Source organism: Pseudomonas sp. MEJ108, from assembly GCF_030208985.1.
GTDB lineage: Bacteria > Pseudomonadota > Gammaproteobacteria > Pseudomonadales > Pseudomonadaceae > Aquipseudomonas > Aquipseudomonas fragariae.
On the sequence record NZ_JARVSW010000008.1, the window covers coordinates 1 to 13,576 of the forward strand.

Annotated in this window: 15 protein-coding genes; 6 read left to right on the top strand and 9 right to left on the bottom strand. The window is 60.7% G+C overall.

Features of this window, described 5'->3' with window-relative positions:
- Positions 1-280: 280 nt before the first annotated feature.
- Positions 281-1,168: a DMT family transporter gene (locus tag QRN50_RS04330; RefSeq protein WP_011267449.1), complete on the bottom strand. Its 888-nt coding sequence runs from the start codon at positions 1,166-1,168 to the stop codon at positions 281-283.
- A gap of 236 nt (positions 1,169-1,404) precedes the next feature.
- On the opposite strand from QRN50_RS04330, the gene QRN50_RS04335 reads away from it, so the two are divergent.
- Entirely contained in the window at positions 1,405-2,661 is a 1,257-nt protein-coding gene (locus tag QRN50_RS04335; protein ID WP_096126587.1) for an OprD family porin, read from the top strand.
- A 58-nt stretch (positions 2,662-2,719) separates the two neighbouring features.
- Here QRN50_RS04335 and pcaC read toward each other — a convergent pair whose 3' ends face one another.
- From pcaC to QRN50_RS04375, 8 genes are all read right to left on the bottom strand, one after another.
- A complete protein-coding gene (gene pcaC, locus QRN50_RS04340; protein WP_096126586.1) occupies positions 2,720-3,118 on the bottom strand; it encodes a 4-carboxymuconolactone decarboxylase in 399 nt (132 codons plus the stop codon).
- A complete protein-coding gene (locus QRN50_RS04345; RefSeq protein ID WP_024642884.1) occupies positions 3,115-4,476 on the bottom strand; it encodes a 3-carboxy-cis,cis-muconate cycloisomerase in 1,362 nt (453 codons plus the stop codon). The genes pcaC and QRN50_RS04345 overlap by 4 nt, the downstream gene beginning before the upstream one ends.
- Before the next feature lie 24 nt (positions 4,477-4,500).
- Entirely contained in the window at positions 4,501-5,850 is a 1,350-nt protein-coding gene (pcaK, locus tag QRN50_RS04350) for a 4-hydroxybenzoate transporter PcaK (RefSeq protein ID WP_011267446.1), read from the bottom strand.
- An 87-nt stretch (positions 5,851-5,937) separates the two neighbouring features.
- A complete protein-coding gene (gene pcaG, locus QRN50_RS04355) occupies positions 5,938-6,540 on the bottom strand; it encodes a protocatechuate 3,4-dioxygenase subunit alpha (protein WP_011267445.1) in 603 nt (200 codons plus the stop codon).
- Positions 6,541-6,551: 11 nt separating this feature from the next.
- Positions 6,552-7,271, bottom strand: coding sequence for a protocatechuate 3,4-dioxygenase subunit beta (gene pcaH / locus QRN50_RS04360; protein WP_003366939.1), 720 nt, complete (start codon positions 7,269-7,271; stop codon positions 6,552-6,554).
- Between the two features lie 140 nt (positions 7,272-7,411).
- Positions 7,412-8,332 (bottom strand): pca operon transcription factor PcaQ, encoded by a 921-nt coding sequence (gene pcaQ, locus QRN50_RS04365; RefSeq protein ID WP_032653928.1) that lies wholly within the window; start codon positions 8,330-8,332, stop codon positions 7,412-7,414.
- A 52-nt stretch (positions 8,333-8,384) separates the two neighbouring features.
- Positions 8,385-8,627 carry a glutaredoxin family protein gene (locus tag QRN50_RS04370; protein WP_003315616.1) on the bottom strand — a complete coding sequence of 81 codons (243 nt, stop codon included), beginning with the start codon at positions 8,625-8,627 and terminating at the stop codon, positions 8,385-8,387.
- 57 nt (positions 8,628-8,684) lie between these two features.
- Positions 8,685-9,755 (bottom strand): acyltransferase family protein, encoded by a 1,071-nt coding sequence (locus QRN50_RS04375; protein WP_096126585.1) that lies wholly within the window; start codon positions 9,753-9,755, stop codon positions 8,685-8,687.
- A gap of 247 nt (positions 9,756-10,002) precedes the next feature.
- Between QRN50_RS04375 and QRN50_RS04380 the strand changes: the two genes are divergently transcribed.
- The 5 genes from QRN50_RS04380 to QRN50_RS04400 all read left to right on the top strand — a co-directional run bounded on the left by QRN50_RS04380 (position 10,003) and on the right by QRN50_RS04400 (position 13,220).
- The gene (locus QRN50_RS04380) at positions 10,003-10,317 is read left to right on the top strand and encodes an ElaB/YgaM/YqjD family protein (protein ID WP_003315618.1); all 315 of its coding nucleotides are present in this window, start codon (positions 10,003-10,005) and stop codon (positions 10,315-10,317) included.
- 4 nt (positions 10,318-10,321) lie between these two features.
- On the top strand, positions 10,322-10,714 hold the full coding sequence (locus QRN50_RS04385) for a phage holin family protein (RefSeq protein ID WP_002553117.1): 393 nt from the start codon (positions 10,322-10,324) through the stop codon (positions 10,712-10,714).
- Complete coding sequence (locus QRN50_RS04390; protein WP_004408508.1) at positions 10,711-11,067, top strand: hypothetical protein; 357 nt, start codon at positions 10,711-10,713, stop codon at positions 11,065-11,067. Before QRN50_RS04385 ends, QRN50_RS04390 begins: the two co-directional genes overlap by 4 nt.
- 179 nt (positions 11,068-11,246) lie before the next feature.
- The gene (locus tag QRN50_RS04395; RefSeq protein WP_004408510.1) at positions 11,247-12,578 is read left to right on the top strand and encodes a deoxyguanosinetriphosphate triphosphohydrolase; all 1,332 of its coding nucleotides are present in this window, start codon (positions 11,247-11,249) and stop codon (positions 12,576-12,578) included.
- A gap of 249 nt (positions 12,579-12,827) precedes the next feature.
- Positions 12,828-13,220 carry a response regulator gene (locus QRN50_RS04400; protein ID WP_004408512.1) on the top strand — a complete coding sequence of 131 codons (393 nt, stop codon included), beginning with the start codon at positions 12,828-12,830 and terminating at the stop codon, positions 13,218-13,220.
- Positions 13,221-13,576 lie beyond the last annotated feature (356 nt).

The window sequence follows — 13,576 nt, forward strand, 5'->3', positions numbered from 1 at the left end:
GGGTTCCTTCGCCCTGTCACTGATCCGGGGGTCGCCGCAACGCGCCATCCATGGCCCGGTACGGCTAGCCTGGCGTCCTGCCAGGCTACCCCCGGATCAGCGCCAGTACTCAGCCGTCACTAACGTCGCACTCTGCGTCGTCAGTGCCACCGTGATCGAAAAGCACGTATGGCGGCCTCCTGCAGACACAGCATGACATTCTGCTGCGACGCAGGGCGTCAGGAAAAACATGCCAACTGAACATCGGCATAGGCGTCAATCGGATCTTCAGCCCCGGTAGTTACCCACCCTTACGTCGCTGTTGCCACGCTGCTGCCAGACCGCTGAGGCAGATGATGGCGATGCCAGCCTGCGCGGTCGGGGACGGGGTGTGGTCGAAGACCAGGTAGCCCAGCAGTCCGGCAAACACGATCTGGCAATAACTGAACGGCGCAAGCATGGCCGGGGCGGCGAAGCGGAAGGCCTGGGTCAGCAGCAAATGCGCCGACATGCCACACGCGCCGAGCGCCAGCAGAAACGGCAGGTGCTTGAGCGCTGGCACTTCCCAGAAGAACGGCACCAGCGCACTCATCAACAGGGTATTGAACAGCCCGGCGAAAAAGTTGCTGGTGGTCGGGCTGTCGAACGGGCTGACCAGCCGCGTCAGGAGTTGATACAGCGCAAAACACAAGGCTGACGACAGCGGCAGCAGAATTGCCGGGGTAAACAGCTCGCCGCCCGGATGAATGATGATCATCACCCCGACAAACCCTACCACCACCGCAATCCACTGGCCGCGCGTTACACGCTCGTGCAGCAGCGGCACCGATAACGCGGTGACCAGCAACGGCGCAAGAAAGTTGACCGCGGTCGCCTCTGCCTGCGGGATGAACATCAGGCTGCTGGTAAACAGCAGACTGGTGCCCAGCAGCGCCAGTGCGCGCAAGACCTGCAGGCCGGGCCTTTTGGTGCGCAACACTCGCAACCCCGCTGAAGGCATGAAAATGCAGGCCATCAACAGCGTGTGCACCAGATAGCGCGCCCAAACCACCAGAATGATCGGATAGAAGCCGGACAGGTACTTGGACAGGGTGTCGTGACTGGCAAACAGGAAGGTCGCCAGAAGAATGAAGCCTATACCTTTGAGAGGTTGATTGACGCCGGACGACGGCGTGCTGGCAGTGCTCATTACGCTTCCTTGTTCAAGTTTCAGCAGCCCGACACCGTGGCCGAACACGCTCTCTACCCATAGTTACCCGTGAGCATCGCACACACGTTTGCGGCTTCTCGCAGAAAATGTTCGAACCGGTTCATTAACGTTCGATAATCGCCCAAAACAACTGTTTCACAATTGCACGCCGCGTTCCGGCATTTCACTATCGCAGCCAGCTAAACGACTCAATAACTACAAAAAAGGTCTGTTCCATGCGCGTGAATTCTCCCTGCAAACTCCTTTGCGGTCTGTCGGCGGCCGTCGCTGCAAGTCTGGCGCCCATCAGCGGCCACAGCGCCGGATTTGTCGAAGACGCCAAGGTCAATCTGAACCTACGCAACTTCTACATCAACCGCAACTTCGTCGACCCGGCCAACGCGCAGAACTACGCCGAGGAGTGGACACAAAACTTCATTCTCGACGCCCGCTCCGGCTTCACCCAAGGCACCGTCGGCTTCGGTGTCGACGCGCTTGGCCTCTACTCGCTCAAGCTCGACGGCGGCAAGGGTACCGGCGGTACGCAATTGCTGCCCATCCATGGCGATGGACGCCCCGCCGACGACTTCGGCCGTCTGGCGGTGGCCGGCAAGGCGCGCTTCTCGAAGACCGAATTGAAGGTCGGCGAGTGGATGCCAGTGCTGCCGATCCTGCGCTCGGATGACGGCCGCTCGCTGCCGCAAACCTTTCAGGGCGGGCAGATCACCTCCAAGGAGATCGACGGCCTGACCCTCTACGGTGGCCAGTTCCGTGGCAACAGCCCGCGCAACGACGCCAGCATGGAAGACATGTCCCTGAATGGCCGCACCGCGTTCACTTCCGACCGCTTCAACTTTGGCGGCGGCGAATACGTGTTCAACCAAAATCGCACCCAGGTCGGCGTGTGGTACGCCGAGCTTGAAGACATCTACCACCAGCAATATTTCAACCTGCTGCACAGCCAGCCGCTGGGCAGCTGGACGCTGGGGGCCAACCTTGGCTACTTCCAGGGCAAGGACGACGGTCAGTCGCTGGCCGGCGATCTGGACAACAAGACCTGGTCAGCGCTGCTTTCGGCACGGCACGGTGGCAACACCTTTTACCTGGGCCTGCAGAAAGTCAGCGGCGACAGCGCCTGGATGCACGTCAACGGCACCAGCGGCGGAACCCTGGCCAACGACAGTTACAACTCCAGCTTCGACAACGCCAGGGAAAAATCCTGGCAACTGCGCCACGACTATGACTTCGCAGCCCTGGGCGTTCCCGGCCTGACCCTGATGAACCGCTACATCAGCGGCGACAACGTGCATACCGGGGCCATCACCGACGGCGAAGAGTGGGCACGGGAAACCGAGCTGGCTTATGTGTTCCAGAACGGCGCGTTCAAAAGCCTGTCGGTCAAATGGCGCAACTCCACCATGCGTCGCGACTACAGCACCAACCAGTTCGACGAAAACCGCCTGATCGTCAGCTACCCGTTGTCGCTGCTCTGACCCAGACAGGACGCCGCCGTGGCCGAGGGCGCTGCGGCGGCGTTCTCGATCAAAGCGCTCAATTGTCCTGCAATGACTCCACGCCCATTTCATCCCACACTGCTTCCGCCAGGTGGAACGTCGCATTGGCCGCCGGAATGCCGCAGTAGATCGCGCTCTGCATCAGCACTTCCTTGATTTCCTCACGGGTCACGCCGTTGTTTTTCGCGGCCTTGAGGTGCAGGCGCAACTCGCCTTCGCGATTCATGCCGATCAGCATCGCGATGGTGATCAGGCTGCGCGTATGGCGCGGCAATCCCGGACGCGTCCAGATATCACCCCAGGCGTGACGGGTGATCATCTCCTGGAACTCTTCATTGAACGGCGTCAGTTTGCTCAGGCTGTTATCGACATGCGCTTCGCCCAGCACCGCGCGGCGCACTTGCATGCCGGCTTCGTAACGTTCGTCTTCGGTCATCGGGAAATCCTTGTGTGTTCGGCCACGGCGCGCTCGACCCAATGGCGAGCCTGGCCAAGGTAATGGGCCGGATCGAGCAGACGATCCAGCTCGTCAGAAGAAAACTGCTCGCTGACCTGCGGGGTTTCGCCGAGCACCTGACGTAAATGCGCGCCCTGCTCCACCGCACGCCGGCAGCACTGTTCAACCAGATGGTGGGCTGCATCGCGCCCGATGCGCTGAGCCAGCGCAATGCTCACTGCCTCGGCAAGAACCAGGCCTTTGGTGGATTGCAGATTGACCGCCATGCGCTCGGCATCGACCTGCAGACCGGGTATCACCTGCAATGCCTGCTGCAGCGAACCGGAGACCAGACAGCACAGCTCCGGCAAGGTCTCCCACTCGGCATGCCACAGGCCCAGACTGCGTTCATGTTCCTGCGGCATGGCCGCCAGCATCGTGGCCACCAGCCCCGGTGCGCGGGTGGCGGTGCTGATCATGACCGCAGCGCCGACCGGGTTGCGTTTGTGCGGCATGGTCGAAGACCCGCCCTTGCCCGGTGCCGAAGGCTCGAAGACCTCGCCCACTTCGGTCTGCATCAGCAGGCTCACGTCGCGCCCGAGTTTGCCGAGACTGCCGGCGATCAGGCCCAGCAGGCTGGCAAACTCCACCAGTCGGTCGCGCTGGGTGTGCCAGGGCTGCTCGGGCAACTCCAGCTGCAGTTCACCGGCCAGCGCTTCGGCCACCGAAAAGGCCTGATCGCCCAGCGCCGCGAGGCTGCCGGAAGCGCCGCCGAACTGCAGGCACAGCAGGCGCGGTTTGATCTCGTTCAAACGCTGTCGATGGCGAGTGACCGCGCCCAGCCAGCCGGCGATTTTCATCCCCAGGGTGACCGGCGTGGCCTGCTGCAGCCAGGTGCGTCCGGCCAGCGGCGTGCCAGCATGATGCTGCGCCTGCTCAGCCATCGCATCGGCCAGTCGGGTAAGGTCATGCTCAAGCAGCACGATGGCTCGACGCAGTTGCAGGATCAGCCCGCTGTCCATCACATCCTGACTGGTCGCGCCCATGTGCACGTAGCGCTCGGCTTCAGCACTGCGTGCGGCAATCTGTTTGCCCAGCGCCTTGACCAGCGGAATCGCCGAATTGCCGGCACTGCCGATGGCGATTGCCAGCGCGTCGAAATCGAACAGCCGTGCGTCGCAGCTCAGCTCGATGTCGGCGACCACTTCAGGCGGGATCAGGCCGACCCGTGCCTGCGCCCGAGCCAGCGCAGCCTCGAAATCGAGCATGCCCTGCACCCGACCTTCGTCGGAAAAAATCTCGCGCATTTCGGGTTGCATGAAGTAGGCATCGAAAAGTTGATTGCTCGCTCTGTTCACATCACCACTCCAGATTGAAAGGTTTCAGGTAGCGTCCGAATGACTGACCCAGCCCTTGATCAGCACCGCAATCGCGGCCAGCGCCGCCGGAATCACCAGCGCGGTCAGCACCTGCTCGAACGTCCAGCCCAGGCCCAGCAGCGTGGCACCGGCCCAGGCGCCGAGAATGGCGCCGAAACGGCCGATCCCGAGCATCCACGACACCCCCGTGGCACGCCCCTGGGTGGGGTAAAAACGCGCTGCCAGTGACGGCATCGCCGACTGCGCGCCGTTGATGCACATACCGGCCAGCAGCACCAGTGTCGCCAACAGCGCGACGTTACCCAGACTCTGCCCGACCAGCCAGGCGAACACACCCGCCAGCGCATAGGCACAACCAATGACCTTGTGCGGGTTGTAACGATCCATCGCCCAGCCCACGCCCACAGCGCTCAACACGCCGCCGAACTGAAACAGCGCGCCGATGAAAGCCGACTGTTCCATGCTCGCGCCGCTGTCGCGCATCAGCGTCGGCAGCCAGCTGGTCAGCAGGTAGACGATGACCAGGCCCATGAAATACGTCAGCCACAGCAACAGCGTGCCGGCGCTGTAGGTGCCGGAAAAAATCACTTTCAGCACGTTGCGGCTGCTGACCGTTTTCTGTTCGGGAACGCTGAAGTCAGTGATGCCGGCCAGTGCCTTCGGCGCGATCGGTGCCAGTACCTTGCGGATCCGCTCCGCACCGCGATTGCGTACCACCAGGAACCGCGCCGACTCCGGCAGCCAGACCATCAGCACCAACCCCAGCAGGAGGGGCAGGATACCGCCCAGCATCAGCAGGCTGTGCCAGCCCATGCTGGGGATCAGCTTGGCCGACACAAAACCGCCGCAGGCCATGCCCAGATTGAAACCGCAGAACATGCTCGTCACCAGCAACGACTTGAGCCGTTCGGGGGTGTATTCCGACAGCAACGTGGTGGCGTTGGGCATCGCTGCGCCAAGCCCGAGCCCGGTCAACAGGCGCAGGACCAGCAATTGATCGATGTTGCTGCTATAGGCTGATGCCAGGCTGAATAGACCGAACAGCAGCACCGCGACCACCAGCACCACCTTGCGTCCGAAGCGGTCCGCCAGCGGGCCGGAACCCAGCGCGCCGAACACCATGCCGATCAGCGCAGCGCTCATCACCGGCCCCAGACTGGCCCGATCAATCCCCCAATCCTGGCTGAGCGCGGGGGCAATGAAGCCCATTGCAGCAGTATCGAGGCCGTCGAGAAACACGATCAGAAAACACAGCGCAACCACTCGCCACTGGTACCCGGATAGCGGTTGCGCATTGATGAAGGCCTGAACGTCGAGCGTACTCGGCGCGGGGCTGCCGGCGGAAAGCGTCATGGAGGTGTCCTTTTATTTTTATAGGGTCGCCTGCCGATGCAGGCGCCTTGAATCGCACGCACATTGATTTCAAAATCGACAAGCGATTCAGAAATCGAAAAACACTGTCTCGCCTTCACCCTGCACACGGATATCAAAACGATAGGCCGTCTGCCCCTCGTACGTGCAGCGGCGCGCCACCAGGGTTTCGCGACGCGGGGGCTGCTCGATCAGATTGAGCACCGGGTCCTGCGCATTCGCCTGGGCTTCGTCGTCGAAATACAACCGCGTCTGCAGATGAATATTGATGCCACGCGCAAACAGCGAAACATTGATGTGCGCCGCCATCGGCACACCCGCCGCATTGCGCGCAGAGCCTGGCTTGATGGTCTTCAGGATCCACTGGCCATCGTCCGCGGTTGCCGTGCGACCAAAGCCGTTGAACGGTCTGTCCGGGTGGAATTCGCTGTGATACGCGCCCTGATGATCCGCCTGCCAGAATTCCAGGTAGGCATCGCGGATCAGATGGCCGTTGCCGTCGAAGACGTTGCCCAGCAACACGATGTGCTCGCCGGGCGCCTCGGGCCTGGCCATCTCGTTCCAGATTTCCAGCTCGCGGGTCGGGTTGCCGGCCACCTGCGGTGCAAGACCGATGTGGACGTAGGGGCCAGCGGTTTGCGAAGGGGTTTCCTGCAGCAATTGAACGGGCATGTCGGGCCTCCTCAGCAGTTTTCGAAGTGAGTCTTGCGCTGGCCGCGCAACACGATATCAAAGCGATACGCCAGGCAATCCATTGGATTGCCCATGCCCAGGTCGAGCCTGGCAATCAGGCTCTGCACGGCGTCCGGGTTGGCGATGGCCTTGACGATCGGGCAGATCGGAATCAGCGGATCGCCTTCGAAATACAACTGGGTGATCAGCCGTGTGGCAATCGACGGCCCGCTGATCGACACATGAATGTGTGCCGGGCGCCAGTCGTTGGGACCGTTGCGCCATGGGTAAGGCCCTGGCTTGACGGTACGGAAGCTGTAATTGCCTTCGCTGTCGGTCAACGCACGTCCGACGCCGCCGAAATTGGGATCGATGGGCGCCAGATAGGCATCGCGCTTGTGGCGATAACGCCCGCCGGCGTTGGCCTGCCAGATCTCCACCAGGGTATGCGGGATCGGCTTTCCATACTGATCGCAGACCCGCCCGGCCAGCAGAATACGCTCGCCGATGGGCAGCCCACCGTTGTTGAAATTGAGCAGCAGGTCGTTATCGTGCTGGCCGAATTTCAAATGCGAGAAATCCGGGCCGGTGGTTTCGGAAATGGACTGCGGGATACTGACCAGCGCCTGGCGCGGCGAGCGCAGGATCGAGGTCTTGTAATCAGGTGTGAGCGCTTTTGGATGCCAGTTTCGGTCACGAATGACGAAGCGGCTGTTGTCCGCGGCAGACATGGCGTTCTCCTCTTTTTCTTTTTTATGGGGCGCGCAGGCGTCGATCACATGCGCTACAGGCTGCGGCGAAGTGTCGCGCGATCCATGCTTATGGAGAACTGAAATAAACCCCATGATCCATAACCATTTGGTTATGGATGCTAGCCGTTGCGACAGGCCTCTCCAAGACTGCGCAGCTCGTCCACGCACCACTGTGCTGCGCGTGTGAGTGGCAAGGCCGGGTTGCTGCACAAACCGACCGAGCCGCCCGGCTCACGAATACCCATGTCCAGTTCAACCAGCGTGCCACCTTTCAACTCCAGCGACACGGCATCCAGTGGCGCGATCCACACCGCATCGCTGCATTGCACATAGCGCCGACTGAGGGTAAGCGAGAGGGTTTCCAGGCGTTGCCGCGGCATGCGGATGCCGCACTGTACGAACAGGCTGTCGGCAAACTTGCGGATGGTCGTGCCTGCCAGCGGCAACACCAGCGGGAATTGCTCCAGGCTTTCGGGCTTGAGCGGCGCAGCCAGCAGCGGGTGATCGCTGCGCACCACCAGTGTCATCGACTCGTTGTACAGGTGCTCGAACGTCAGGCCCTGAATCTGCGGGCTGTCAGTCATGCGCCCGACCACCAGATCCAGCTCCCCTACCCTCAATTGCGACAGCAGATAGGCACTGGGCCCGGTCATCACGCTGACGATCAGCGCCGGGTGCCGCTGGTGCAGGCGATGAACGACCTCAGGCACCAGCAGGCTTTCGGCCGTCGACAGTACGCCCAGCCGTGCAGTAACGGTGTCATGTTCACCGGATCTCAGGCTGCTGACACCCTCGCGCAGGGCCTGAACGCTCGGCCCGGCAAAGCGCATGAACGCCACACCCGCTTCGGTAAGTGCCGCACCGCTCTTGCTGCGCACGAACAACGTGGTGTCGAGCAGGGTTTCCAGCTCTTTGAGACTTTTCGACAACGCAGGCTGACTGATCGCCAGAACGTCGGAGGCACGCGCCAGGCTGCCCTGCCGGGCCACTTCGAGAAAGCAGACCAGATGACGAAATTTGATGCGTGTATCGATATTCACTGCGCGTCGTGTCCGGTAAATGAAAGGGAATGCAACTCAACGACAAGACAGCTCAGCGACTCAGAAACGACGCCACTTGAGGCGCGTCAAATGGCCAGTCCAGCTCGTCACCGGTGTCGACTCGACGCAACACAGGAACGCGCAACTCGTAGCGTTCAAGCAGTTGCTCATCCTCGCAGATGTCGACCAGCTCAACCAGCAGGCCGTGCTCAATGGCAAACGGCAGTAAAACCGCTTCGGCAACCTCGCACAGCGGACATCCCAGGGTGCTGAACAGCTGGCATTCGGGGGGCATGAGTCAATCCTCGGCGAATCCTCGGTGAGCGGAAATTATTCTAGGCGCGCACCGGGATCACGTCGACACCCGGAAATGCGCCTTGCTGAATGCGTTGGCGCGGTCCAGTACCGGTTTCTCGAAGTAACGATAACCTACCCAGCCATAGCACACCGCCGCAGCCAGCATCAGCAGCGCGAAAAACAGGTTGTCCAGATAGCTTTCGGGCCAGGCCCCCACCAGGCTCCAGACCCTGCCGATCACCCCCAGCACCAGCAGATGAGACAGATAGATCGTGTAGGACATATCGCCCACGGCAACCAGAAACCCGGGCACCAGCAGGTGTCGGCGTCGTTCGAGCAAGGCCAGCGTCAGGACCAGCACGCCGAACGAGCCCCCGACCATGAGCATGCGCAGCAGGCCCTGACTTTCATACAACCGGTAATAGCCGATCAGGGGCACCGCCGCCAACAGCGCGACACCGAGCAGTAACCAGACCGCAGCCGTCGGTACCCGGGCACTGTGGCGACCGTAAAAGAACAGGGCCAGCGCGGCGCCCAGCATGAACTCGAGGGCATAGGGATGCAGGATGATCTTCACTGCCGAGGAATAGTCCTGCCAGTCTGCCAGCGTATTGAACACCACGATGATCAGACACCAGCCGCCGAGCAGAAACGGCAGACTGCGCTCGCGAAACAGCAGGAAGCCGGAGAACACCACGTAGAACCACAGTTCGAACAGCAGCGACCAGGCGACCATCACCAGCAGCACCTTGTCGTTGGGCAACAGCAGAAACGACATGATCAGGTTGGACGAGCCATGCCCGCTGTTGACCATGCCCGGCTGTACCAGATAAACCGCCAGGGTGATGAAAAAGTACAACCAGTAGGTGGGATAGATCCGCGATACCCGATTGAACAGAAAGCGCTGGGCTTCGATTGCGCTCTGAAAACGTCCACGGCTGACAATCACCATGACGAATCCGCTGATGACGAAAAACAGATCGACGCCCAGCTGAAAAAAATCGAGCCAGGGCGGCAGAAGGATATCGCCACCGGAAAACTTGCTCTCTACCGACATCATGTGAAACAACACAACGCCAAGGACCGCTACGCCCCTGAGCCCCTGCAGGGAATACAGCCGCTCCATGCCTCTCTCCATTCAACGGATGTCGCGCGCGCCAGGCCATCCCGTGGTCACGCGTGTGGAGCATAGCCAATGGCCAGAAATACGGAACCCCAATCTTCCAGTGCTTGCGGTTTTTCCTGGCAGATAGTTTTGGAGTAAGGTGCAGCGGCAGCGTAAAGCCTGATCGAACACGATACGGCAATCGAAGTGAACCTTCAGGAATCACCTGTACTCGAAACATTCATACGCCCACCAAACGGAGAACATCATGGCCCGCGAAACTGCACAGAATGCTCAGGAAATCCTGAGAGCCGACTTCCAGGTACTGGTTGCCGACACTGAGAAATTGCTGGCGCATACCGCCTCTCTGGCGGGTGATCAGGCCGATGAACTGCGCGCCCAGATCCGTGAAAGTCTGCTGCGTGCCAAGGAAACCCTGAAGACCACCGAAGACTCGCTGCGCGAGCGCGGCGAAGCCGCAGTGGTCGCCACCGAAGATTACGTTCAGAACAACCCCTGGCAGTCCGTCGGTATCGCCGCAGGTGTCGGCTTTCTGATCGGTCTGCTGGCTACAAGGCGCTAACATCATGACTCTGGGAACGGAATCAGCACCGCCCGAGGGAACTCCGGGCTCTTCACCGCGGCGCCTGGGCGCTGCATTCCTTGGCCTGTTGCACACTCACGTCGAGCTGTTCGGCATCGAACTGCAGGAACAGAAAGCGCGAACCGTCAGCCTGCTGCTGTTCGCCGGTCTGGCCCTGGTTTTCGGCCTGCTGCTGCTCACCGGGCTCTCGGCCTTGCTGCTGATCGTTCTGTGGGACAGCTATCGTCTGGCGGGCATCGTCGGCCTGTGTACGTTTTACCTGCTGGCCGCGATCTTCTGTGGATTGCGCCTCAAGGCAGCGATCTTCGACGAGTCCTCGCCTTTCCATGCGACCCTCGAAGAACTGGCCAATGACCGTGAGCGATTGATGCCATGAGTGAACCCAAGTCGCACCAGAGCAATACCCGTCGAGAACTGCGCAAGGCATTGATTCGCTTGCGCATGGAAATGCACCGCCAGGAAATTCGCCACGAATCGACGCAACTGATGCAGCCGTTGCAACGCTTTCGCGGCATCCGCCATGACTGGAAAAGCGCGCTGGGCTTTCGCCACGCGCCGCTCTGGGGCGTGGGCTCGGTGGCCCTGCTGGGCTTCCTGAGCGGTAAACGTGCCAAAACCGGACGTACCAGCCTGCTGGGACGCCTGTTGAAGCTGGGCATCACCTTGACGCCCCTGGTCAAGGTCGCCATGCAAGCACGCACCCTGCAGAATCGCAATCGCAAAGTCTGATTGCACCCTGCGTCTCGCGTGACCCAGGCTCGAATCTCCCGGCCTGAATGTAAATGCCTGCTCCGGTATTCCGGAGCAGGCATTTGTTTTTCTACGGGGCCTGATTTCATCAATGCGGCCCTTGCGGCAGGCGTGTCGAACCGGGAAGCTACGCCCCTATTATTGACGGAGTGAACGCATTGGATTGGCAAACACTGCTTAACCGCGAACGACTGGGCAAGACCCTGCACAGCCCCGAGGAACTGGGGCGCAGTCCGTTTCACAAGGACCATGACCGGATCATCTTTTCCGGGGCCTTCCGCCGCCTGGGACGCAAGACCCAGGTGCATCCGGTGTCCAGCAACGATCATATCCATACGCGCCTGACCCATTCGCTGGAAGTCAGTTGTGTCGGCCGCTCGCTGGGGATGCGCGTCGGCGAAACGCTGCGCTCTGCCCTGCCCGACTGGTGCGATCCGAGCGACCTGGGCATGGTCGTGCAGTCGGCCTGTCTGGCGCACGACATCGGCAATCCGCCGTTCGGTCACTCGGGCGAAGATGCGATTCGCAACTGGTTCAATCAGGCGGCCGGGCGTGGCTGGCTCGACGCGATGAGCGAGACCGAGCGCAATGACTTCCTCAATTTCGAAGGCAATGCCCAAGGGTTCCGGGTGCTGACGCAGCTGGAATACCACCAGTTCGACGGCGGCACCCGCCTGACCTACGCGACGCTGGGTACTTACCTCAAATACCCGTGGACCGCCCGCCACGCGGACTCGCTGGGCTACAAGAAGCACAAGTTCGGCTGCTATCAGAGCGAACTGCCGATCCTTGAGCAGATCGCCGGCAAGCTGGGTTTGCCGCAGCTCGAAGATCAGCGCTGGGCGCGTCATCCGCTGGTTTATCTGATGGAAGCCGCCGACGACATCTGTTACGCCCTGATCGATCTGGAAGACGGTCTGGAGATGGACCTGCTCAATTACGCGGAAGTGGAATCGCTTTTGCTCGGGCTGGTCGGCGATGATCTGCCGGAAACCTACCGACAGTTGGGCCCGGGCGACTCACGACGGCGCAAACTGGCAATTCTGCGTGGCAAGGCTATCGAGCACTTGACCAACGCGGCCGCCAGAGCCTTCGTCGAGCAGCAGGACGCCTTGCTGGCCGGCACCCTGCCTGGCGACCTGGTCGAGCACATGCACGGTCCGGCCAAACGCTGTGTGCTCAACGCCAAGGACATGGCGCGCAAGAAAATCTTTCAGGACAAGCGCAAGACACTGCATGAAATCGGTGCCTACACCACGCTGGAAATCCTCCTCAACGCGTTCTGCGGCGCGGCCGTCGAACAGTTTGGCGGCAGGACACCCTCGTTCAAGCATCGACGCATCCTCGATTTGCTGGGTAACAGCGCGCCCGATCCCAAGGCACCGCTGCATACCTCGTTCCTGCGCATGATCGATTTCATCGCCGGGATGACCGACAGCTACGCCAGCGAAATGGCCCGGGAAATGACCGGCCGCTCCGGACAGATATAGCTTCCATCGACCAGCCCGCTGCCTGAATGGATACAGGCAAAAGGCTGGTCAGACTGATTGCCTCGCAAAACTCAGACAGGCCCTACATGCATGTCAGACGGGTCCTATCGCAGCTTTTCTTGCATCCCTCAATAATTCCAGCCACTTCAACTGCCATCCGGCACATCATCCATCCGCCTGCGATACTCACGGGTCCGCACGCCGCCTGCCGATGCCTGAACGCTTCGCCAGGGCCTTTCCGGAACGCTCATGTCCACACATAGCCTGCGCATCCTTCTGGTGGAAGATCACCCGTTTCAACTGATCGCCACTCAGGTGCTGCTCAACAACCATGGCTACTTCCTGCTGACTCCCGTGCTGACGGCGGCCGAGGCCATGGCCGCCATGCAACGCAGCGCGGAACCCTACGGGCTTGTGCTGTGCGATCAGTGCCTGCCGGACATGTCAGGCCTCGACCTGATCGACGAGGCCGCCCGACACGGCTGGCTGCGCCAGGCCATTCTGCTCAGCGGCTTGCCTGATACACAGCTTGAAAACCTGCAGCAACTCGCCCTGCAGCGCGATCTCCCCCTGCTCGGTTGCCTGAGCAAACCCCTGCACGGGCCCGACCTCAGCCGCCTGCTGGGGAACCTCGTTGACTGACGTCGGCCAGCCGGCTTTATTCGGCTTCAAATATGCCGGGCAAAAACAGGTACATGCCAGACGCCGGCAAACAGGATTGATTAATTCGACGTTCAGACCCGTAGGAAATCATCAGTCAACATGAATGATGATTCCAGAAAGTAATAAACATTCGGGGCAGCACTCGCCAAACACACATTGAAATAAGCGTTAACGTTTAAACACACTTATGTTCTACGTAGGCTTTTACGTACTCCGATACGCTAATTTTTGTAGGACTTTTCCTATATATGCCTGCCGAGCAAGTCTCTTTATGTGCCTGCCCGAACATCTGAGCTAAGGTGCGCGCTTTCTTCACTGCTTGTTATGGAATGGAA

Coding starts and splice junctions, on each gene's coding strand:
- QRN50_RS04330 (WP_011267449.1), bottom strand. CDS start 1,168: ATGAGCACTGCCAGCACGCCGTCGTCCGGCGTCAATCAACCTCTCAAA.
- QRN50_RS04335 (WP_096126587.1), top strand. CDS start 1,405: ATGCGCGTGAATTCTCCCTGCAAACTCCTTTGCGGTCTGTCGGCGGCC.
- pcaC (WP_096126586.1), bottom strand. CDS start 3,118: ATGACCGAAGACGAACGTTACGAAGCCGGCATGCAAGTGCGCCGCGCG.
- pcaK (WP_011267446.1), bottom strand. CDS start 5,850: ATGACGCTTTCCGCCGGCAGCCCCGCGCCGAGTACGCTCGACGTTCAG.
- pcaG (WP_011267445.1), bottom strand. CDS start 6,540: ATGCCCGTTCAATTGCTGCAGGAAACCCCTTCGCAAACCGCTGGCCCC.
- pcaH (WP_003366939.1), bottom strand. CDS start 7,271: ATGTCTGCCGCGGACAACAGCCGCTTCGTCATTCGTGACCGAAACTGG.
- QRN50_RS04370 (WP_003315616.1), bottom strand. CDS start 8,627: ATGCCCCCCGAATGCCAGCTGTTCAGCACCCTGGGATGTCCGCTGTGC.
- QRN50_RS04375 (WP_096126585.1), bottom strand. CDS start 9,755: ATGGAGCGGCTGTATTCCCTGCAGGGGCTCAGGGGCGTAGCGGTCCTT.
- QRN50_RS04380 (WP_003315618.1), top strand. CDS start 10,003: ATGGCCCGCGAAACTGCACAGAATGCTCAGGAAATCCTGAGAGCCGAC.
- QRN50_RS04385 (WP_002553117.1), top strand. CDS start 10,322: ATGACTCTGGGAACGGAATCAGCACCGCCCGAGGGAACTCCGGGCTCT.
- QRN50_RS04390 (WP_004408508.1), top strand. CDS start 10,711: ATGAGTGAACCCAAGTCGCACCAGAGCAATACCCGTCGAGAACTGCGC.
- QRN50_RS04400 (WP_004408512.1), top strand. CDS start 12,828: ATGTCCACACATAGCCTGCGCATCCTTCTGGTGGAAGATCACCCGTTT.